This is a genomic window from Pedobacter chitinilyticus (genome assembly GCF_003313385.1).
Taxonomy (GTDB): domain Bacteria; phylum Bacteroidota; class Bacteroidia; order Sphingobacteriales; family Sphingobacteriaceae; genus Pedobacter; species Pedobacter chitinilyticus.
In genome coordinates, this window is sequence record NZ_QMHN01000001.1 from 1180274 (window position 1) to 1202050 (window position 21777).

At 38.3% G+C, this 21777-nt stretch carries 17 protein-coding genes; 11 read left to right on the plus strand and 6 right to left on the minus strand.

Annotated elements, in window-relative coordinates; genetic code table 11:
- Positions 1-64: 64 nt before the first annotated feature.
- From DUT70_RS04980 to DUT70_RS04995, 4 genes are all read left to right on the plus strand, one after another.
- Positions 65-976, plus strand: a complete 912-nt coding sequence (locus DUT70_RS04980; RefSeq protein WP_113646164.1) for an EamA family transporter — start codon at positions 65-67, stop codon at positions 974-976.
- A 144-nt stretch (positions 977-1120) separates the two neighbouring features.
- The gene (locus DUT70_RS04985; RefSeq protein ID WP_113646165.1) at positions 1121-1678 is read left to right on the plus strand and encodes a hypothetical protein; all 558 of its coding nucleotides are present in this window, start codon (positions 1121-1123) and stop codon (positions 1676-1678) included.
- Between the two features lie 459 nt (positions 1679-2137).
- On the plus strand, positions 2138-5017 hold the full coding sequence (gene gcvP, locus DUT70_RS04990; protein WP_113646166.1) for an aminomethyl-transferring glycine dehydrogenase: 2880 nt from the start codon (positions 2138-2140) through the stop codon (positions 5015-5017).
- 102 nt (positions 5018-5119) lie between these two features.
- On the plus strand, positions 5120-6190 hold the full coding sequence (locus DUT70_RS04995) for a serine hydrolase domain-containing protein (protein WP_240432025.1): 1071 nt from the start codon (positions 5120-5122) through the stop codon (positions 6188-6190).
- A 140-nt stretch (positions 6191-6330) separates the two neighbouring features.
- Here DUT70_RS04995 and DUT70_RS05000 read toward each other — a convergent pair whose 3' ends face one another.
- The 3 genes from DUT70_RS05000 to DUT70_RS05010 all read right to left on the minus strand — a co-directional run bounded on the left by DUT70_RS05000 (position 6331) and on the right by DUT70_RS05010 (position 9899).
- Entirely contained in the window at positions 6331-7545 is a 1215-nt protein-coding gene (locus DUT70_RS05000; RefSeq protein WP_113646168.1) for an exo-beta-N-acetylmuramidase NamZ family protein, read from the minus strand.
- Positions 7546-7669: 124 nt separating this feature from the next.
- Complete coding sequence (locus DUT70_RS05005; RefSeq protein WP_113646169.1) at positions 7670-8983, minus strand: M23 family metallopeptidase; 1314 nt, start codon at positions 8981-8983, stop codon at positions 7670-7672.
- A gap of 10 nt (positions 8984-8993) precedes the next feature.
- Positions 8994-9899, minus strand: coding sequence for a diacylglycerol/lipid kinase family protein (locus tag DUT70_RS05010; RefSeq protein WP_128353299.1), 906 nt, complete (start codon positions 9897-9899; stop codon positions 8994-8996).
- Positions 9900-10009: 110 nt separating this feature from the next.
- Between DUT70_RS05010 and surE the strand changes: the two genes are divergently transcribed.
- Together surE and DUT70_RS05020 are read left to right on the plus strand one after the other, a co-directional pair.
- Positions 10010-10735, plus strand: a complete 726-nt coding sequence (gene surE / locus DUT70_RS05015; RefSeq protein WP_113646171.1) for a 5'/3'-nucleotidase SurE — start codon at positions 10010-10012, stop codon at positions 10733-10735.
- A 168-nt stretch (positions 10736-10903) separates the two neighbouring features.
- The gene (locus DUT70_RS05020) at positions 10904-11605 is read left to right on the plus strand and encodes an SDR family oxidoreductase (protein ID WP_113646172.1); all 702 of its coding nucleotides are present in this window, start codon (positions 10904-10906) and stop codon (positions 11603-11605) included.
- 57 nt (positions 11606-11662) lie between these two features.
- Here DUT70_RS05020 and DUT70_RS05025 read toward each other — a convergent pair whose 3' ends face one another.
- Positions 11663-12277: an NAD(P)H-dependent oxidoreductase gene (locus DUT70_RS05025; protein ID WP_113646173.1), complete on the minus strand. Its 615-nt coding sequence runs from the start codon at positions 12275-12277 to the stop codon at positions 11663-11665.
- A gap of 93 nt (positions 12278-12370) precedes the next feature.
- Here DUT70_RS05025 and DUT70_RS05030 point away from each other — a divergent pair, with 93 nt between their 5' ends.
- Entirely contained in the window at positions 12371-13276 is a 906-nt protein-coding gene (locus DUT70_RS05030) for a LysR family transcriptional regulator (RefSeq protein ID WP_113646174.1), read from the plus strand.
- Positions 13277-13280: 4 nt separating this feature from the next.
- Here DUT70_RS05030 and DUT70_RS05035 read toward each other — a convergent pair whose 3' ends face one another.
- Positions 13281-14168: a polyphosphate kinase 2 family protein gene (locus DUT70_RS05035; protein ID WP_113646175.1), complete on the minus strand. Its 888-nt coding sequence runs from the start codon at positions 14166-14168 to the stop codon at positions 13281-13283.
- Between the two features lie 151 nt (positions 14169-14319).
- Here DUT70_RS05035 and DUT70_RS05040 point away from each other — a divergent pair, with 151 nt between their 5' ends.
- Positions 14320-16770 (plus strand): penicillin-binding protein 1A, encoded by a 2451-nt coding sequence (locus DUT70_RS05040; RefSeq protein WP_113646176.1) that lies wholly within the window; start codon positions 14320-14322, stop codon positions 16768-16770.
- Between the two features lie 59 nt (positions 16771-16829).
- Positions 16830-19952 carry a basic secretory protein-like protein gene (locus DUT70_RS05045; RefSeq protein ID WP_240432026.1) on the plus strand — a complete coding sequence of 1041 codons (3123 nt, stop codon included), beginning with the start codon at positions 16830-16832 and terminating at the stop codon, positions 19950-19952.
- A gap of 64 nt (positions 19953-20016) precedes the next feature.
- Here DUT70_RS05045 and DUT70_RS05050 read toward each other — a convergent pair whose 3' ends face one another.
- Complete coding sequence (locus tag DUT70_RS05050) at positions 20017-20361, minus strand: GIY-YIG nuclease family protein (RefSeq protein ID WP_113646177.1); 345 nt, start codon at positions 20359-20361, stop codon at positions 20017-20019.
- Between the two features lie 134 nt (positions 20362-20495).
- Between DUT70_RS05050 and DUT70_RS05055 the strand changes: the two genes are divergently transcribed.
- Positions 20496-21272 (plus strand): XRE family transcriptional regulator, encoded by a 777-nt coding sequence (locus tag DUT70_RS05055; RefSeq protein WP_113646178.1) that lies wholly within the window; start codon positions 20496-20498, stop codon positions 21270-21272.
- An 80-nt stretch (positions 21273-21352) separates the two neighbouring features.
- On the plus strand, positions 21353-21769 hold the full coding sequence (locus DUT70_RS05060) for a hypothetical protein (protein ID WP_113646179.1): 417 nt from the start codon (positions 21353-21355) through the stop codon (positions 21767-21769).
- Positions 21770-21777 lie beyond the last annotated feature (8 nt).

Below are 21777 nucleotides of genomic sequence, written 5' to 3' on the forward strand. Positions count from 1 at the left end.
AGCTAGGTATTAGTTTTGACCGCTAAATACTAGTTCCTACCCCCTAGCTACTTATCACTCGACTATGTTAAGAGGCATTTTATTAGTACTATTTGGCGCTTGCAGCTTTGGTATTCTCTCTACCTTTGTAAAACTGGCCTATAAAGAGGGTTACACCCTTGGTGACGTTACAGGTACACAAGCTTTATTTGGCGTAATCCTCTTGTGGAGCATTTATTTTATCCAGCGTAAAACGCAAAGTAAAGACCAGCCAAAACCTGTTATTAAAACACACTGGCTTAAATTAATGCTCGCAGGCACGGTTACTGGCCTAGTGAGTTTAACCTACTACCAATGTGTAAAACTCGTTCCTGCTTCTATAGCCATTATTTTGCTCATGCAGTTTGTATGGATGAGCTCGCTATTAGAATTTATCTTTTTCAAAAAGAAACCTAGTAAGCTGCAAATACTGGCCATCATCTTCATTTTGATTGGTACAGTAGCAGCCAGTGGCTATTATGAAAACACGGGCGGTAGCCTAAGCTTATTGGGCATTGGTTACGGATTGGCTGCTGCGCTTTGCTATGCTACTTTCCTATTACTGAACGGGAATTTAGGCAATGAATATCCGCCTATCCAGAAAAGTGCCCTGATGATTACAGGGGCTTGTCTTTTAATCTTTTTGGTTTTACCTCCCCATTTCTTAATCAACGGTGCTTTAGGTGGCAGTTTATTTAAGTGGGGGTTGATTCTAGCCGTCTTCGGAACAGTGATCCCGCCTTTGTGCTTTGCTTCTGGCATCCCTAAAATAGGTTTAACGTTAAGTTCTATCCTTAGTTCTGCAGAGCTTCCTGTAGCGGTAAGCATGTCGGCATTGGTTTTACACGAAGAAGTGAGTTTGATTAGATGGGTTGGTGTTTTGATTATTTTATCATCAATGATTCTTCCAAATTTGGAAAATTTAAAGAAGGCGAATAACTTTAAAAGAAAAACTTAAATTTAGATTTCACTGTTACCTATTAGCGTCATTCCCTTCTAAATGGGAATACTAAAGAGCGATACACTTTTTATCAAATCAAGTTCCTCAATCGAGTTGAGGATGACGACTAAATGAAAGACAGTAAGTACTCAAATAAAAACTATGAAAAAGACCATACTAGCAGTATTACTAACCACTACCTTATTTGCTTGTAAAAACACTTCTACCATTAATACCGATGAAGCTGGAAAAGTAATTACCACTTATTTGAAAGGCAATCCTGAGTATAAAACCACCAAGTTCGATTTTGGCGAGCTGAAATTCAACAGCGAAAAGGAATACGCTGAACTGGAAAATTACCGTCAATTAGCGGATGATGGCTACATCACTTTAACCCTGCTGAGCTCTAAAAAGAAGTTTTTATCCAAAGACAGTAGTTACGTATACAGTGCCAAGCTTACCCAAAAGGCCAGTGAGTTTGTACTCAAACAGGATGCTAATCAGGCCACGGTTAAAGCGGTAACCTACGAACTTACTGACGAAAAACCTGTTGACTTCTCCAAAGTGAATGATGCTACCGCCAAGGTAACGGTATCTTTAAAAAAGACAAATACACCCTTCGCTCCTTTTCAAAGAAAACCTGAAGAGAATAGTGAGTTCTTAACTAAGACCTATCGTTTAAAATTTGATAAGCAAGAGGGTTGGAAAGTGAGGAAATAGTTTAGGAGCTAGTAGCTAGTAGCTAGTGGTTAGGAGTTAGTGTTAGAAAGCACAGTTCATAATTTCTATAGTCAAAATTTAATCGTTATAGATTGCTTCGTAAAGCTCGCAATGACGTTCCTATTTAATTTCTGCAATATTACCACCGAACTTTGTAAACCAAACCTGATAGCAACGGAAATACTTTTTGTTGAACTCGATGAACAAACCTCTTAGGTTTTAAAAACCTAAGAGGTTTAGGCGGATGCAATCACAAAAAGATTGAAGTGAATAGCAGGGCTACGGGAAGCGATAAAAACCTAAACCTGCTTTTCAAAACTATTTAAAACAAGAAACTGCCCTTTGCCTACAAAAACGATAGATTTTATCAGCTGTATTATGACTTTTATTAAGGATTTGTTACGATAATATCTCCTGCAAAATACTTACCTTTGCGGGCATTAAAAATGCTAGCATTCAATGAGCTTAAACATCCATTACCAAGAGAACTTTAAAGACCGCCATATTGCGCCAAATGAGGCCGATACTAAGGCAATGTTAGAAACCGTTGGCGTTAATTCTATCGACGAATTAATTGAGCAAACGATTCCTGCAACCATCAGATTAAAGCAAGGTTTAAACCTTCCTGAAGCAAAATCTGAAGTTGATTATTTGAGTAGCCTTAAGCAAACGGCTTCTTTAAACAAAGTTTTCAAATCATTTATTGGACAGGGTTATTATGATAACATTACCCCTGGTGTAATTTTACGTAACGTATTTGAAAATCCAGGATGGTACACGCAATACACGCCTTATCAGGCTGAAATTGCACAGGGTCGTTTACAGGCTTTGTTGAATTTCCAAACCATGGTGATTGACCTTACTGGAATGGAGATTGCCAACGCGTCTTTATTAGACGAAGGTACTGCCGCTGCAGAAGCCATGTTTATGCAATACAGTTTGCGTAAAAAAGAGCAAGGTAATAAGTACTTCGTTTCTGAAGCTATTTTTGCTCAAACTATTGATATTTTAAAAACCAGGGCTAATCCTTTCGGGATTGAATTGGTGATTGGTAACCACGAAACTTTTGAACCTAATGCAGAATTCTTTGGTGCCATTGTACAGTATCCAGCAGGCAACGGCGAGGTTTATGACTATAGCCATTTTGCGAATGTCCTACATGAGCAAAGTGTTAAATTAACGGTTATTGCCGATTTATTAAGCTTAACCTTGTTAACTCCTCCAGGTGAATGGGGTGCTGATGTGGTAGTAGGTACTACGCAACGTTTTGGTATCCCAATGGGATTTGGTGGTCCTCATGCGGCATTTTTCGCAACTAAGGATGAGTACAAACGTTCTATCCCAGGTCGTATTATTGGTGTAACCATTGACAGCAACGACAATTATGCTTTACGTATGGCGCTACAAACTCGTGAGCAGCACATCCGTAGAGACAAAGCGACTTCAAATATTTGTACAGCACAAGCTTTATTGGCGATTATGGCTGGCTTTTACGCTGCTTATCATGGTCCAAAAGGCTTAAAATTAATTGCTGAACGTACGCACGGCTTAACGATTTCACTAGCTGAATCGTTAAAAGCAATTGGCTACAAAGTAAATAACCAAGCTTATTTTGATACGATTGAAGTAGAACTTGGCGATTTAAAAGGCGCTATTCATAAAGATTGTTTAGACAACAACATTAACCTTAACTATAAAGGTGATAAAGCAACCATTTCATTAGACGAAACCACCAATTTTGAAGACGTTAGTTTATTGGTTCGTATTTTCTCTAAAGTAAAAGCAATTGCTACGGATAGCGTAGTGGTAGTAGATAATGTAAGCACTACTATTCCTGCTGCTTTACAACGTACTAGCGAATACTTAACTCACCCTGTGTTTAACTCGCACCACTCAGAACACGAGATGTTGCGTTATATCAAATCATTAGAGACTAAGGATTTATCGCTTTGTCACTCGATGATTGCTTTAGGTTCATGTACCATGAAACTTAATGCCACTACAGAGATGATTCCTGTCACTTGGCCAGAGTTTGGTAAAATACATCCTTTTGCGCCTAGCGACCAAGTTTTAGGTTATTATACTGTATTTGATGAGTTGGATAAATGGTTGAGCGAAATCACAGGATTTGCGGCCATGAGCTTACAGCCTAACGCTGGTGCCCAAGGCGAGTACGCAGGTTTAATGGTGATTAGAGCTTACCACCAAGATCGTGGCGATCATCACCGTAACATTGCTTTAATTCCTGCTTCGGCACACGGTACCAACCCTGCTTCGGCAGCGATGGCTGGAATGAAAATCGTCGTAGTAAAATCTACCGAAAAAGGTGAAATTGATGTAGAAGATTTGAAAGCTAAAGCGAAAGAGCATGCTGAAAATCTTTCTTGCTTAATGGTCACCTACCCTTCTACTCACGGTGTATTCGAAGAAAGCATTATCGAAATCTGTAAGGTAATTCACGAAAACGGTGGACAGGTTTACATGGATGGTGCCAACATGAACGCACAAGTAGGCTTAACTAGTCCTGCTAATATTGGTGCAGACGTTTGTCACTTAAACTTACATAAAACCTTCTGTATTCCTCACGGTGGTGGTGGTCCTGGTATGGGTCCAATTGGTGTGGCAGCACACTTAGTTCCTTATCTTCCTGGTCACGCTGTAGTTAATATTGATAAAGGAAAATCTATTCCTGCGGTTTCTTCAGCGCCTTGGGGTTCGGCCAGCATTTTGTTAATTTCTCACGCTTACATTGCTATGATGGGTGCTGACGGTTTAACCAATGCGACTAAATATGCCATTTTGAATGCCAATTACATGAAGGCTCGTTTAGAGCAACATTATCCAGTATTGTATGCTGGTGCGAATGGTCGTTGTGCACACGAAATGATTTTAGATTGCCGTGGGTTTAAAAACTTCGGTATTGAGGTAGTTGATATTGCAAAACGTTTAATGGATTATGGTTTCCACGCCCCTACGGTATCATTCCCAGTGGCTGGCACCTTAATGGTTGAGCCTACTGAAAGTGAGCCTAAACATGAGTTAGACCGTTTCTGTGATGCTTTAATTGCGATTAGAAGTGAGATTAGCCAAGTAGAAAATGGTCAACTTGATAAAGTGGACAATCCTTTGAAAAATGCGCCTCACACTGCTGCAGTAGTGACTGGAAACGAATGGAATCACGATTACAGCCGTCAAACTGCTGCATTCCCACTACCTTATGTAGCCGCTTATAAATTCTGGCCGTCGGTAGGTAGAGTGAATGATAGTCACGGTGACCGCTCATTGATTTGCGCTTGTCCTCCTTTAGAGAGCTATATGGAAGAGGAAGCAACTGCTTAATCTTCACATTAAATCATACAAAAGCCCGAACCTAAACCGTTCGGGCTTTTTTGTGTAACCTGATTTTCAGTTTCTGCGTCTCAGAAGTAAAACCAATAAGACGTGAAAAAAATATTACTACTTTTCGCTGCGATAGCGATGCTTTTATCTCCTACATACGCACAAATCAACAGCAAAAAAGTAGATAGCTTACTATCTGTACTATTTACTGACAAAGATGGTCCTGGCGGTGCCTTTTTAATAGCTAAAGCTGGACAACCTATTTATCAAAAAGCTTTTGGTAAAGCCAACATCGAGTTAGGTGTAGATATGACTACCCAAAATATTTTCCAACTGGGCTCCATCACCAAACAGTTTACCGCAATTGCCATCTTGATGTTGGAAGAGCAACACTTATTATCTACCCAAGATCCAATTTCTAAATACATTCCCGATTATCCCAACGGAGATAAAATTACCATCCACCACCTCCTCACCCATACTTCGGGTATTAAGGATTTTACCAAGATGAAATCCATTTCCCAAATTGCACAGAAAGACTTGTCACCAAAAGAATTGGTTGATTTCTTTAAAAACGAACCTATAGATTTTTTACCTGGGGAAAAATTTGAATACAACAACTCTGGCTACGCTGTGTTGGGTTATGTCATTGAACTTACTTCTAAAGATACTTACGAGCATTTTATCCAGAAAAACATCTTTGCAAAAGCTGGCATGACCAACTCTAGGTATGCAAGTGATGTAGCCATCATCAAAAAAAGAGCTTATGGCTATCAACAAAAAAACAATCAATATGTAAACAAAACGAGAATTAGCTTTAACATTCCTTATGCTTCGGGTTCCTTAATGTCTACCATAGGCGATATGTTAAAATGGCAAACTGCTTTAAATAAAAACACTTTACTCAAAGCAAGCAGTAGCAAAAAAGCTTTTACAGCCTACCAATTGAACAATGGTACCTCCATTAATTATGGATACGGTTGGCACATCAGCCAAATCAATGGCGCTCCTTCTCGGGAACATGGCGGAAGCGTATTTGGCTTTAAAACCATGGGTATTTATTTGCCTCAACAAGATATTTATGTGATTGGCTTGAGCAATTGCGACTGTAACTCTCCTACCCAGGTTACTAGGGATATTGCCAAATTGGTTTTAGAAACCTTTAAAGACTGAGAAGATGACTTCGCGAAGGGCTACTAAAATTACAGCTAGATTTCCCCAAAGCTAGAATGATAGCAATATTGAAGAGAGACTTACGAAGTTTATAAAACTTTGTAAGTCTTCTTTAAAGAACAATCTGAATCAGACTGATACTAAGGATAAAGCAGATATTTTAATCTCATTTTTTTATAGGCTTCTAAACCTGGCTCCCAACCTGCTCGTATGGTTTCGATAGGTACATCATCAATAATCTGTTGCCTAAAATCGCCACGACCAATTTGAATTTCTATGTTGTTCATTTGGTTGCTGAACTTAGATTCGAAAAATTTCTCTTTTTGAGGATGCGCTTTGTAGAGTTCCTTAATCCAACTGAAATTAATCTTTTTGCTCTTTCTTAAAAGTTCGGTATCGTAATTACGCAAGTCGATACCATAACAAACTTCATCCATAAAAATTGGTGATTCTGCCATCCCTTTGATACTTTTTGGTGTAAAGCTAAAGCTGTAAATTCCCTTGTAAGCTGGACTACCCAATACTGTAAAAGGGTTATAAGTTCCTCTACCGTGGTTTACGTAAACACCTTCAAACATACATACACTTGGATATAATAAAATAGCTTGTTGCGTATTCAAATTTGGTGATGGAGGCACTGGCAATGTGTAAGGTGTATCATGCGTATAATTGGCCACTGGAATAATCTTGATATCTGCTTTAACTTTATTGCTTAGCCAACCTTCACCGTTAACCATTTGCGCAAATTCGCCTACGGTTAAGCCATGTGACATTGGAATTGGAAACATACCAATACCCGATTTATATTTCATGTCTAATACAGGTCCATCAATTAAATAGCCATTTGGGTTTGGTCGATCCAAAATTAGTAGCGGCTTTTTATTGGCTTCACAAGCTTCCATTAATCTAGCCAAAGCATTAATATTGGTATAAAAACGAACACCAACATCCTGCAAATCATAAATTAAAATATCTACATCTTGTAAATCTTCATTACTTGGCTTGTTCTTTTTTCCATATAATGAGATGATAGGAATCCCAGTACGCTCATCTATGGCATCGGCAATTTTTGCGCCAGCACTAGCATTACCCCTAAAACCATGCTCTGGGCCAAATACTTTCACTATTTTAACGCCCAATTTCTGCAGGCTATCTACTAAATGGGTTTTACCAATAATTGAAGTTTGATTGGCTAATACGGCTACCCTTTTTCCTTTTAATAAAGGCAAGTATAATTCGGTTTGTTCTGCACCTGTTTTAATACTTGAATTAGCTATATCGGTTTTGGTTGCCTTAATTTTTGGCGAACACGAGAATAATAGTGTAGCAACAGCTAGCAAGGAAAACAATTTCATGGTTATTTATTTGATTGAATGATAAAGATAAATAAGAAATACAATAAACATAATTGATATTGCAAGTTTTTGCATGTTTATGCAATTATTTATGATAAAATATCCTATTTCCTTTAGATTGTTTTTATTTCAAAGGTATCCATCCTACCGTTCCATCTATAGTGCTAACCAATTGAAAGTCTTCAAAGTTTCCAATCACATTTACAGTTTTACCGACTGCCAAGCTAGCTTTAATGCCTGCGTTCACATTAGGGGAATCGAACAGTGATTGATTGTTTGATGTGATTTTAAGTGCCCTCATCGGCTTTGTTTCTACAAGAGATTTATTGGAAACATATCCAGATTTTCCGTTAGGCAATTCTATTTTATAATAACTGCTGGTTACGGCCAATACACGAGCTACGGTATTTAGTTTCAACGTTGCCGTTTGCTTTAACGGCAGACTATTTGAAATTTCGGCAGACCTGTTTATACGCATGGTCGTGTTTAAAGTGGTAACATTGCCATTAATATTAGGAACTGGAGGAATTAATGGGTCAATAAACGGAAGTGGGTCAACAGCACCACTGCTAGTATACACTCCAAAATGGAGATGTGGTGGAGTAGTTTTAGCATTTCCAGTATTCCCCATCAAACCTAGCGTGTCTCCTATCATTACGTCTTGACCAGGAGTTACCAATTGTTCATCTAAATGGGCATAATACAAGGTATAGTCTTTTCCTTTTGGCCTGAACCAAACCACCTTACCACCTAAATTATTTTCGTTAACACCTGTAACGGTACCTTCTGAAACGGCTATTACAGGTGTCCTGAAAGTTGAAAAGATATCTATTCCCTCGTGCCGCCGAGTGTCATTATCTCTACCCACTCCAAAGAAACTCTGAAGTTGCCTTCGATTCGCGACTTTTAAAGGATAGGCCAAGGATGGACCCACTGTCAATTCAAGGGTATAAGATCCACTGCCCAGAAGCTCTGGTTGTAAACGTAGGAAATAATCACCGCTTCGTTTTGCCTCCAACTGTAAATCCGAACCTAAGCTATCGGCAAAAGCCAATAGTTTAAATTCACTATTATCATTTTGTTCCCATATATCCATATAAATGGCGAAGCTATTTACAGATTGTTTGGTTAGCTTGGCAGTAAGCATTTGACCTCTTTCCAATTTAAATTTGAAGCTAGCACCGTCTAGTTTATCGGCAGCAAAATAGCCTGTTTCTTTGTAGGGAACTTTAACCTTGGAGGCGCTTTGCAACAAAGTATTGGCTTTGCTAATCCAACCGCTCCCCATGGTGCTTTGGTTAAGCCCAGCATTTAACAACTTTCGTTCATATTGTTGATGTGGCGAGGAAGGCTTTAACAGGTTGAAAGGTCCGCTTTTACATGCGGCCATTAAAGCAAAAGTACCTACCAATAAAATATATCTCCATTTTAAGCCCATTAATTTTAACTTATTTGGTTAGCAAAACTTCAATCATATGCGGTAAAACACCAACATCCCAAGTGTGCTGATTAGTTTCCATCAACTCGTCGTCCACATGAATGTCCTTAGTATCTAATTTGATTTTAAATTGATTTACGGCAATGGATTTAATTGGAAATTGCGGCTTTTTCCCTGCTACTATTTCTTCTAAGTATTTGATGATCAACGGACGCTGTTTGGCCTTAATCAAGATCAGTTCCAACATTCCATCACCTGGGTTGGCATTTTTAGCGAGTACCAACTTTGGACCTAACCTTGAAATGTTAAGCAGTTCGATCATCAAGAATTCATCATTTAGCTCCTTGCCATCAAGAAGTATCGTCGCTGGTATTGGCTGGTAATGTTTCGCCAAATGCAATAAGGCATTATGCGCTTGCAAAACTTCTTCATTAGGATCTTCTGAAAGCGTTTTAGGTTGTTCATCCATCCATTTGATTAAGGCTGGAAAAAGACCAAAACCAAAAGATTCGATAAAATACTTTTCCTCCTTACGTGTTGTGGCAACACCTATATCTAGCTTCTGTAATTTTTCCTGTTTCCACGATTCGGCATTTAACCTCAAGTTTTCTTCAATCCCTAGCGAACTAGCGATGTTATTGGCTGTCCCCAAAGGTAAGACCGCGAGCGGTCTTTTGTACTTCAATTTCTTATCCAACATAGTCAGTACTACCTTTCGCACTGTCCCATCTCCGCCAGCAACTGCGATATACTTTACATCCGTAGCAATTTTCTTCATGATTTTTTTCTTTGAAGAAGCATAACTGCAACGATATCCAGCTGCATTGAGCATTTCCATCAAATGCTCGGCCTCATGTTCTTCGGCCCCAGCTGTAGGGTTGTGTATTAACTGTATTTTCGTCTGATTGATTTTCATAACTACGCTATTTTCAAAGTCGTTAAGGCCATAAATCACCTTATTTTCATTTCTTGTCAACAATAAGAGGCTTACAATAGTTTTTAATACATCACTAAAAAATATTGGCAATGAATATATTGATCACCAACGATGATGGGATTTATAGCCCAGGGATAGCCGCTTTGGCACAAATTGCACTTGGTTTTGGTACGGTTAGAATCGTAGCACCCGATGTAGAACAATCTTCCATGGGACATGCCATTACCCATTCGAGACCGCTTACGTATAAAAAATCACCCATTACTTTCGAAGGCATTGAAGCCTTTCGCGTGAACGGCACGCCTGCAGACTGCGTAGCTTTAGGTTTGCACATGTATCCAGATACGCAAGTGGTGCTATCAGGCATAAATATGGGACCTAACTTGGGAAACTCTATGTGGCATTCGGGAACTTTAGCAGCAGCCAAGCAAGCGGTGTTATTAGGTGTAAAAGGCATTGCCTTAAGCACGCCCGTAGGAAAAACAGAACCAGATTTTTCAATATTGAAACCATTTGTGGAACAATGTCTTGAAATGCTTTTTGAAACCAGTGAAAGTGCTTTATACAACGTAAACTTCCCTCAACATCCTACACAAATCAAATGGACGAGGCAATCGGTAAGCTTGTATGATGGAACGGTAATTCCTGGCGAAGATCCAATGGGCAGAAAAAACTTTTGGATTTCAGTAAAGGCCCTAGAGCAAGCGGAAGAATATAGCGACAGATGGGCCATGGAACACAACTACGTATCCATCACTCCTTTAAGGCTAGATTTGACGGATGAAGTGAGGTTAAAGGAAAAAATTGGAAGCTAGTAGTTAGGGATTAGGAGTTAGTGATTAGTGATTAGTGGTTAGTGGTTAGTGATGGGCTGTCTGACTAGCTCCTAATCCCTATTTCCTAGACACTAACATATTTTACATATAGGCAACATTGAATACGCATTGATTTTGCAACTTTGATTTCAATTTTATTTAGAACATATGAGTTTAGAAAATAAGGTAGCCTACATTACTGGCGGTACAAAAGGAATTGGCTTTGGCATTGCCGAGGCTTTGGTTAAAGCAGGTTTAAAAGTGGCCATCTCTGGCAGAAAACAAACTGACGTAGAAAAAGCTAAACAGGATTTAGGTGGAGATAACGTATTGGCCATTGCCTCTGACGTTAGGAATTTTGAGGACGAGCAAAAAGCGGTGGAACAAATCGTTGCCACTTTTGGCAAACTAGATATTGTGATTGCTAACGCTGGCTTGGGTAAGTTTGCACCTATTGACCAATTGAGTTTAGAGGATTGGAACGCCATGATAGACACCAATTTAACGGGTGTTTTTCATACCCTAAAAGCGAGCGTTGAGCAGCTTAAAGCCAATAAAGGCTATTATATTTCTATTGCTAGTTTAGCGGGCACTAACTTTTTTGCCAACGGCGCTGGATACAACGCTTCTAAATTTGGCGTAGTTGGTTTCACGCAAGCTGCGATGTTAGATTTAAGAGAACATGATATTAAAACGACCACCATTATGCCAGGCTCGGTGACTTCTCACTTTAATGAGCACGAACCTAACGAGGCTGATGGTTGGAAAATACAGCCAGAAGATTTAGGTCAAATGGTTGTTGATTTACTGAACTTAAATCCTAACGTGCTTCCTTCTAAAATTGAAGTAAGACCAACTAAAACAAAATAGAATTAGAAAGCCACAGATGTACGGATTTAGACCATACATCTGTGGCTAAATCTAAGCTTAACCTAATTCTTCGACAGCACTAAATTGTTCCATTAAGTGTTGTTCGTACTTTTCTTTATAGTCCGCTATTCTTTCTGGAGTGGCATTTTTCTCCAAATCATGGAAATGAAACCCAGGAATTCGGGTCATTCCAGTAAATTGGTTCATTTTATGAAAGCCAAATAAAACTCCCTTGTCTACCGAAGTTTGGTCAAAAAATTCCCCTTCTAAAGTAAAAGCAGTTTCTGGCGCATTCCAAGTAGTGGTAACCATGTACTTTTTACCGTGCATCAATCCGCCAGTGCCATAATTGATTTCAGGGGTTGCTCTTGAACGACCGTCGCTGGCATAAATCCCGTTTTGGTGTCCCGCAGTAAACACTTCGTCGATATAGTGCTTTAATTTATTAGGTACCTGAAACCACCAGATTGGGGTATGATAAATGATCACATCAGCCCATTTAAAATTTTCTACTTCCACCACAGGCTCATAAGTGTCGTTAATATTGGTTGTTCTCACTTCATATCCATTCGATTTTAAAATATCTATGGTCCAATGAGTTAAAGTAGTATTGAATTTCCCGCCAGAGTGAGCAAAATATTGTCCTCCGTTGATAATGAATATTTTTTGCATGTCAATTGTATTTAAACTGATGCAAATGTCTTAAGTATTTTAATATAATTAAAATAAATTAAATTGTATATTTATATCATAATAATTATAGATATGCAATTAAATCTGGAATGGTTAAGAACTTTTAAGGCGATATACGAAACAGGTACGTTATCCGCTGCTGCACAGGCACTATATATTTCTCAACCTGGCGTAAGTTTGCATCTTAATTCACTAGAGGCTTACACAGGCTATAAATTATTTGATAGGGCTGCACGTAAAATGGTGCCTACCGAAAGAGGAAAAATCCTATATAATTTCATCATCGACCCCATTAAGAAACTAGAAACAGCAGAGCAGCATTTCCATAAACGCTCTCAAGCCGACCGCGCCACCATTAGTGTGGGCATGTGCTTCGAGACCTTTCAATACACCTTGGAAGAACATATTCCAGAACTCCCATTTAATGTCATCATTAAATTTGGTGAATACCCACAAATGCAACAGGATTTAGACAATGGGGTGTTAGATTTGATCATTACCCCACAAAAGGGCAATCAGAAAAACCTGTTGTATGATGCCTTTTCTAAAGAAAGAATTGTATTGGTCGCAGGCAAAAACACCGAGATAGGTTTCTTGCAACAATGGCTAATGGAGGGTAAATTTCAGGAAGCTACACAATTTTTAAAGCAACAACTGTGGTATAGCACTGCAGGCGACATGGAGCATCTTAAAAACTTCTGGCTAAAGAATTTTGGCGAACATCCCGATTTTCGTCCAAATTATATTGTGCCTAACATTAGTTCGATACTACGTTGTTTGAGCAATGCCAACGGTTTTTCTATCGTTCCTGATTTCCTCTGCAAAGAAGCGATTGAAAATAAAAAAGTGAAAATGGTTTGGCGGGGAATACAGCCACTGGAAAACACGCTTTACTTTGGTAAAAGGAAAAACACCATTTACCACCATGAGCTTGACCAGCTGGAAAATATCTTTAAGCAAAAATGGGAAACTGAATAAGGTTTTACTTCTCTTTCAACAATTGTTCCTTATAACCCGCCAAGGCTTCTACTTCTGCTTTTGGCAGTTTGGGAAATTGCAAATCCAGACTTTCTAGCTTTTCAGCAATAATTTGACTCACCGCTAATCTTGTATACCACTTTTTATCTGCTGGGATTACATACCAAGGTGCTTCATCTGTAGAAGTTTCATTCAAAGCTTCTTCATACGCTTTCATATAATCATCCCACAAAGCCCTTTCCTTGATATCTCCAGAAGAAAACTTCCAATTTTTGGCTGGATCTTCTATCCTATCCAAAAAACGCTTTTTTTGTTCATCTTTAGAAACATGTAAAAAGAACTTCAAAATTACTACGCCGTTGTTGGTCAAATGCCTTTCAAAATTTCGAATGCTTTCATAACGATTCTTCCAAAAATCCTCATCTATTTTATCTACCGAAGTATAATTGGGCAATCTTTCAGACAGGATATATTCAGGGTGCACTTTACAAACCAGTACATTTTCGTAATGTGAGCGGTTGTGGATGCCGATCCTGCCTCTTTCAGGCAGTGCTTTATAATGTCGCCACAAAAAATCGTGGTCATATTCTTCTGCATTTGGCGTTTTAAAACTATACACTTGACATCCTTGAGGATTTAATCCAGACATCACATGTGCAATCACACCATCTTTACCCGCTGCATCCATCGCTTGAAAGATAATCAGTACTGACCGCGAATCAGCGGCATATAAAACCTCCTGATACTTGGCCAGTTCTCCCTTTACCCTATCCAACTCGCTCTTACCAACCTCTTTATCCAGATGTCCATTATAATCTGTGTCAAAGTCAGCCATTTTTATTTTTTTGCCTGGTTTCACCAGATACTTGTCAGTATTTGTTTTAACAGTCATAATAATTAGTTAAATAGTCAAAAAAGAAGCGTTTGTAAGGATATTTTTAAAGATAGAACTAAAATTAAGAAAATTAAATACGTTAATTTGTATTGTTTGTTTTAACACTATTTAACAAGTACTTTTTTACGTTTTTTATCATCTTTATAGCATGTTTAAAGAAATCAAAAATAAATATCTCAGGTATTTAATCATCTTTATATATTTTATCATCCTTTTCTTTTGTGCGCTGCAAATCAACTTTTTATGGTTATTTGGCTACTCTCCTTCTTATGCCGACATTAAGAAACCTTCTCAACGTGTAGGTTCAGAGCTCTACACTTCTGATGGAAAACTGATTGGTCGTTACTTTAAGGAAAACCGCACACCAGTAGCTTTCAATGAGATTTCTAAAAACGTAGTGAATGCGCTGGTAGCTACCGAAGACGTGCGTTTTTACAAACACAATGGTATCGATATCCAAGCATTGGGCCGTGCCGTAGTGGGTATGGGTAAAGAAGGTGGCGCCAGTACCATCACCCAACAATTAGCGAAGAATCTTTATAGAACCCGCTACAACAAATCTTCGGGTTTAGCTAAACGCATTCCGCTAGTAAGAACCATTATTCCAAAACTGAAGGAATGGATGACCGCTATTAAACTTGAATCCAACTACAGTAAAGACGAAATATTGACCATGTACCTTAATACGGTATCATTTGGCAACAATACTTATGGCATTAAAACCGCTTCACGCATTTATTTCAATAAAGAAGCTAGTCAACTTAGCGTACCTCAAGCGGCTTTATTAGTTGGAATGTTAAAGGCAACGACTTCTTACAATCCTATTAAAAATCCTGAGAAGTCCTTAGAGCGAAGAAATGTGGTGCTTTCACAAATGAGCAAATACAATTATCTGCCTAAAACAGCGCTTGAGAAATACAAAACTTCACCAATAGGTATTGAAGCAGGAAATGATGATGAGAGTAGCGAAAATGATTCGTATTTAAGAACTGCCGTAGATAAATATTTGGAGAAATGGTGTGACGAGAACAATTATAATCTTTACGAAGACGGACTGAAAATTTATACGACCATCGATTCTAAACTTCAAGGCTATGCCGAAGAAGCAGTTAAAGATCAAATGCGTATTCTACAACGTAGATTTTACAGCGTTTGGGGAAATGAAGATCCTTGGGAAGATAGTGAACGCAAGAAAGTAGATTATCCCGACAGGGCTAAAAAATCCTTGCCTATTTACGCATTGTTGCAAAAGAAATTCCCTAATCAACCCGATTCAGTTGAAGCCTATTTCAACAAAAAGAAAAAGATGAAGATCTTTTCTTACAAAGGCGACAGAGATACGTTGTTTTCTACCATGGATTCGATTAGATACTACGGTAAAATTCTGAATACTGGAATGATGACCATGGAACCTAGAAGTGGAAAAATTAAAGTTTGGGTGGGTGGTATTGACCATAAGTTTTTCAAATACGACCATGTTAATCAGGCCAAACGTCAAGCAGGTTCCACTTTTAAACCTTTTGCTTATTTAGCGGCGCTGGAAAGTGGCATGAGCCCTTGCGATAAGTTCACCGATAAACCTGTACGCATTGCTTATCAGGATAAAGGTGAAACCAAATATTGGGAACCTAAAAATGCCGACTGGAGCTACAGTTATCAAGAAATGTCCTTACGTTGGGCCATGGGTCGCTCGGTAAATACCATTACGGCACAGGTAACTGAAAAAGTAGGTTGGGATAATGTAGTAAAATGGGCACATGAATGCGGTATCGACAGCCATCTGGAGTCGGTTCCTTCAGTAAGTCTGGGTTCTAATGATGTTACGGTATATGAAATGGTAAAAGCTTATGGCACCTTCTTAAATGAAGGCAACAAGGTTGACCCTATCCTAGTTGAAAAAATTACCGATCAAAACGATAATGTGATTGAAGAATTTACAGCAAAGGTTAAGCGTGCGTTGAGTGAAGAAATTGCCTGGTTAATGCTTTACATGTTTAGAGGCGGGATTGAAGAACCTAGAGGTACTTCACAAGCACTATGGGAATGGGATTTATTCAAGAAAAACAACCAAATTGGTGGTAAAACAGGTACTTCATCTGATTATGTAGACGCTTGGTATATGGGCATCACGAAAGATTTGGTGACCGGTGTTTGGGTAGGTTGCGATGAACGTACTGCACACTTTAAAAATGGCGAACAAGGTGAAGGCTCTAGAACTGCTCTTCCTATTTTCGCCAAGTTTATGGAAAAGGTTTATAAAGACCCTACCAGCGGCTACACTTACGGTCCTTTCCCTAAAGCCAAGGTAGAAATTACCCGTACGTACAATTGCCCTAGCCCTCGAATTCAGGTTGATACTGTACAAACCGATTCAATTTCTGTCGATTCGACAGCATTAGATATTCCAGTTATAGACCAACCAGAGCCTATAAAAATTGAACAACCTAAAGTTGAAGAGAAAAAACCTACAGAAAACCAACCTAAGCAAGAACCTGTAGCTACCGTTCCTTTAACCAGAAAAGAAGAAAGAGAATTAAAAAGAAAGCAAAGAAAAGAGCAAAAGGAGAAAGAAAAAGAGCAGAAGAATAACAATCAATAAGCTTTTTCTTAAATTTAAATACGCTCACGAAAATGCCAAAAGCCTTAAATTATTCATTTATGAACAATTTTTTAAAACAATCTATCTTTATCGCATTTATCATGCTGACCTTTGTGGTCACTGCAAATGCGCAATACTTCGGACAAAATAAGGTTCGATACAAGAACGAGAAATTTAAGGTGATGGAAACACCGCATTTCGAAATCTACTACTATCTTAAAAATGAAAAGATGGTAAAGAAATTCGCGCAGGATGCGGAAACTTGGTATAAAATGCACCAAGAGATTTTCAGGGATACCTTTTTAAAGAAAAATCCCATCATTCTTTACAATAACCATCCTGACTTTCAGCAAACCACTGCCTTACAAGGCGAAATTGGCATAGGAACTGGTGGTGTTACAGAAGCTTTCAAAAACAGGGTGATTATGCCTATGATGGAACTTGGAAGCCAAACCAGACACGTTTTGGGCCACGAGTTGGTGCACGCATTCCAATACCACCTTTTACTAGAGAAAGATTCGATCCCATTGGAAAACGTTGGACAAACGCCACTTTGGATGGTTGAGGGTATGGCCGAATATTTATCGGTAGGCAAAAAGGATGCCTTTACCTCCATGTGGATGCGTGATGCGCTTTTGAATAGAGATATTCCTTCCTTAAAAGATCTTACTAATTCCAATAAATATTTCCCTTACCGTTATGGTCAGGCTTTCTGGACCTTTGTAGGCTCTCTTTATGGCGATACCACTATTGTTCCGCTATTTAAAGCAACTGCCAGATTTGGCTACGAGAATGGGATCAGATATACTTTTGGGTACGATGACAAAACCTTATCTGGTTTGTGGAAAAATGCCATTGAGCAGCATTATCGTCCAATGTTAAGGCCAGATAGTTCTCAAATCAGAATTTCGGGCGCTAAAATTATCGACAACAAAAATGCAGGCAATATGAACGTTGCTCCTGCCATAAGTCCAGATGGAAAACATTTAGCTTTCCTTTCTGAAAAGGATTTGTTTGGAATTGACTTATTCCTTGCCGACGCTAAAACTGGAAAAATCATTAGGAAATTGAGTAGCCAAATATCCAATTCCCATATCGACGATTTCAACTTTTTGGAATCTGCTGGAGCTTGGTCGCCAGACAGTAAGAAATTTGCCTTCAGTATATTCAGCAAGGGTCGAAATCAATTGATGATTATTAATATTGAGAACGGCAAAGTGTTAATGAAAGAAAAAATGGACAAGGTTGAACAATTTGGCAACCTCACTTGGTCTCCAAACGGTAAAGACATTGCTTTTTCTGGGATGGTCGAAGGCCAAAGCGACATCTTCTCTTACAATTTAGACACGAAACAAGTTACTCAAATCACAGATGACGAATACTCCGATTATGCACCTAGTTATTCTCCTGATGGCACTAAAATAGTTTTCTCATCAGACCGTGCAGCTTTACAAGCTAAAAATCAAAATGCGGTAAATCCAATCAATTTAACCATTTACGACATTGCTACTAAAGCATTAAGCAACGTTCCTGTGTTTCCAGGAGCAAATAACCTTAACGCCCAGTTCTCTGGCGATAGCAAACGTATCTTCTTCCTATCTAACAGAGATGGTTTCAGAAATCTTTACGAGTACAATTTAGAAAACAGCAATTTAAAGCAGCTTACAGACTATTTTACTGGAATTAGTGGAATTACGGAGTTTTCTCCTGCCATTACCGTGTCTAGAAACGACGATATTATTTATAGCTACTATCGTTACCAACGTTATACACTTTATAATTCGGCTTACAGTAATTTTAAGGCAAAAGATGCAAATGCCAACGATGTGAATTTTGATGCAGCTATTTTACCTCCAAAAGAAAACGTCGGCGTAAATATCGTTAACTCTAACCTTGGCAATTTCAACAGGTTTGAGCGCACCCATCTTGATTCGTTAAAAAATATCCGTTATCGTCCAAAATTTAAGCTAGATTATTTAGCAAACAGCGGTGGTATTGGCGTAAGCACCAGCCGTTTTGGTACAGGTATGCAAGGTGGTATCATGGGGATGTTTAGTGACATCGTAGGACAAAACCAAATTGTTGCCAATTTAGCCATTAACGGAGAAATTCAGGATTTTGGAGGTATGGCGGCCTATATTAATCAAGCGAGTAGGATTAATTGGGGAGGTTCAGTATCGCACATTCCTTACATTACAGGTTTCTTTACTAGAGACATTACCAGAGAAAGTCCAACAGCTACCCCCTATTTAGTTGAGAGAACCAATATCTTAAGAACTTTTGAAGATCAGCTTCAACTTTTTGCGGCCTATCCATTTAACAAAGTACACAGGTTTGAATTGGGTGGTGCGGTATCTAGATACAGTTATCGCGTTGATCGTTTTAATAATTATTATCAACTAAGTGACGATGAGAGTCAAATTTTAGGTTACGCTGGCTCTGATAGAGAAAAGCTAGATAAAGATGAAATTACAAGCTACTTAGGAACTCCACTAAAGTCATTTAATATATTTCAAACCAATGCCTATTTTGTAGGTGACAATTCCATTTTTGGGGTTACTGCTCCATTAGATGGTTTTAGATATAGAGTTGGTGCAGAAAAATATTTTGGTGATTACAACTTTGTTGCGGTAACCGCAGATTTAAGGAAGTACTTTCGCTTTAAACCAGTTACGCTTGCAGTACGTGGTTATACTTACATGCGTATAGGTAGAGATGGTGAAAACCTTTATCCACTATATGCTGGTTATAACTACCTAATTAGAGGTTATGAGCCTAATTCATTTTATAACAACCAAAGCCTAAATAGTAGTAATTTCGATATCAATCAGCTTTCAGGAAGTAAGCTGGCGGTATTTAACCTAGAATTGAGGTTACCTTTTACGGGTCCAAAAAAATTGGCGCAAATTCCTTCTGGATTCTTGTTTACTGATCTTAACCTCTTTTTTGATGCAGGCGTGGCTTGGACAGAAGATTCTAAAGTGGTATTTAAAAGCCAACCTAGCAATTTACTATTGCCAGATGGACAACCTTATGAACGTGTTCCTGCTTTAAGTGCTGGTATATCCGTAAGGGTTAACGTGCTTGGAGCAATGATATTAGAACCTTATTACGCCTTCCCTTTCACTCGCAAAGATATCAAAGGTGGTGTGTTTGGTTTAACCTTTGCCCCTGGTTGGTAGAATCAAAATAAAGAAATAAAGATCATATATAAGGAGTACTAAGCTGATTAGTACTCCTTTTGTTTTATACCGTAAAAGGCAATAAAGATTGATTATTAATTTTCTGATGCATATACATGCTCTCAAAATCCAAACCAGCAGTTAAATCAATCCAATCTGGATTACAAGAACGTACCAGCCTTTCTTTTTGAGCTCTGGTAAATCTGCTCACCATTTTAAATCTACTTAAAGCCTGTTCCTCGGTTCTAAATTCTTCAAAATACACCAAGCGGGTAAGTTGTTGCGCACTATCAAAGAAGAGGTTTGGCATTTTCTTGTAAAAATCAAGGGTCTTCATCAAATCGGCACTCATACCTACATGTAAAGTGGTTCTGTTTCTGTCGGTAACGATATAAACGATCTTTTTCATAATTGCTACAACTAAGGGTTAAAAACTAATTATATTAGATAAAATTTGGCGATACAAATTATAATTACTAATTTTATTGGCACAATAATACTAACAATTTTAGTAAAAACAAATTTATTTTAAATTATTTTTATATGTCTAACATTTCAGCTAACCTTAAATACTTAAGAAAGAAAAACGGCTTAACACAGCAACAATTTGCTGATAACATGGAAATTAAGCGATCTTTGATAGGTGCTTACGAAGAAGACAGGGCCGAGCCAAAATATGATTTACTAAAAAAAATAGCAGAATACTTCGAGTTAACGATCGATGAATTCATCAACGAAAAGATAAACGACAACTGGAAACCCAAGCCAAAAAGCCAAGGCTCTAACTTAAGAGTATTGAGCATTTCAGTAGACAAAGATGATAATGAAAATATCGAACTGGTTCCTGTTAAAGCTAGCGCTGGTTATTTGAATGGTTTTTCTGATCCTCAATATATTCAAGAACTACCAAGATTCCAACTTCCTATTCCTTCTCTTAAACAGGGTACTTACAGAGCTTTCGAAATCAAAGGCGATTCGATGCTTCCTATACAGTCAGGCAGTATTATTATTGGCGAATACCTGGAAAATTGGAACGACATCAAAATTGGCGATACTTATGTCATCATTAGCAAAAATGAAGGCGTAGTTTACAAACGTGCTGGAAATAAATTCAAGGAAGACAGAGAACTGAAATTGATTTCAGACAATAAGGTGTATGATCCCTATGCAATTCCTGCGGAAGATATTCTAGAAATATGGAAAGCAAAAGCATATTTTTCTACTGCCCTGCCTGATCCAACACCAGAGCCAACCATTGAAACCTTATCTACCATGATGGCGCAAATGCAAAAATCTATTTCTCAATTAAATAAGAATTAACATTTTTTAACAGCAGACTATTTAAACCAATAGCCTGTCATTACATCTCAATAGTAAAATGAAACTTAATTAAAATTGAGATGAGAAAATTATTGTATACGGTAGCATTTGTTGCACTAGGTTTTGCAACAAGCTATGCACAAAGACCAACAAAGAGTAGAGGTACTGCCGAAGAGAGAGCAGAAAAAGCGGCAACTGCCATGCAACAGAAACTAAGCTTGAATGATGAACAGAAATCTAAAATCAAGCAAATAGAACTGGATAGATTTAAAGAGCACGATGCTTTGCGCCAAAAAGATGAAGCGGCAATGAAAGCGAAATTTGAAGAAAGAAAAGCGGACATGAAAGCACATCAAGCTAAAATTGATGCGGTACTAACTCCAGAACAAAAAACAAAACTGGCTGCTTCGAGGGAAGAAATGAAAGGCAAAATGAAAGAACGCCTTAAAGAAAGAAAAGGCAGACCTCATAAAGCTCCAAAAACAGAAAGCAATTAAAAATCAAA

What these genes read in the sequence shown, in the direction of transcription:
- DUT70_RS05030 (WP_113646174.1), top strand. Translation starts at nt 12,371, where the DNA reads ATGCAATTAAATCTGGAATGGTTAAGAACTTTTAAGGCGATATACGAA.
- DUT70_RS05045 (WP_240432026.1), top strand. Translation starts at nt 16,830, where the DNA reads ATGAACAATTTTTTAAAACAATCTATCTTTATCGCATTTATCATGCTG.
- DUT70_RS05010 (WP_128353299.1), bottom strand. Translation starts at nt 9,899, where the DNA reads ATGAAAATCAATCAGACGAAAATACAGTTAATACACAACCCTACAGCT.
- DUT70_RS05040 (WP_113646176.1), top strand. Translation starts at nt 14,320, where the DNA reads ATGTTTAAAGAAATCAAAAATAAATATCTCAGGTATTTAATCATCTTT.
- gcvP (WP_113646166.1), top strand. Translation starts at nt 2,138, where the DNA reads ATGAGCTTAAACATCCATTACCAAGAGAACTTTAAAGACCGCCATATT.
- surE (WP_113646171.1), top strand. Translation starts at nt 10,010, where the DNA reads ATGAATATATTGATCACCAACGATGATGGGATTTATAGCCCAGGGATA.
- DUT70_RS05055 (WP_113646178.1), top strand. Translation starts at nt 20,496, where the DNA reads ATGTCTAACATTTCAGCTAACCTTAAATACTTAAGAAAGAAAAACGGC.
- DUT70_RS05005 (WP_113646169.1), bottom strand. Translation starts at nt 8,983, where the DNA reads ATGGGCTTAAAATGGAGATATATTTTATTGGTAGGTACTTTTGCTTTA.
- DUT70_RS05050 (WP_113646177.1), bottom strand. Translation starts at nt 20,361, where the DNA reads ATGAAAAAGATCGTTTATATCGTTACCGACAGAAACAGAACCACTTTA.
- DUT70_RS05020 (WP_113646172.1), top strand. Translation starts at nt 10,904, where the DNA reads ATGAGTTTAGAAAATAAGGTAGCCTACATTACTGGCGGTACAAAAGGA.
- DUT70_RS05000 (WP_113646168.1), bottom strand. Translation starts at nt 7,545, where the DNA reads ATGAAATTGTTTTCCTTGCTAGCTGTTGCTACACTATTATTCTCGTGT.
- DUT70_RS05035 (WP_113646175.1), bottom strand. Translation starts at nt 14,168, where the DNA reads ATGACTGTTAAAACAAATACTGACAAGTATCTGGTGAAACCAGGCAAA.
- DUT70_RS04985 (WP_113646165.1), top strand. Translation starts at nt 1,121, where the DNA reads ATGAAAAAGACCATACTAGCAGTATTACTAACCACTACCTTATTTGCT.
- DUT70_RS05060 (WP_113646179.1), top strand. Translation starts at nt 21,353, where the DNA reads ATGAGAAAATTATTGTATACGGTAGCATTTGTTGCACTAGGTTTTGCA.
- DUT70_RS04980 (WP_113646164.1), top strand. Translation starts at nt 65, where the DNA reads ATGTTAAGAGGCATTTTATTAGTACTATTTGGCGCTTGCAGCTTTGGT.
- DUT70_RS05025 (WP_113646173.1), bottom strand. Translation starts at nt 12,277, where the DNA reads ATGCAAAAAATATTCATTATCAACGGAGGACAATATTTTGCTCACTCT.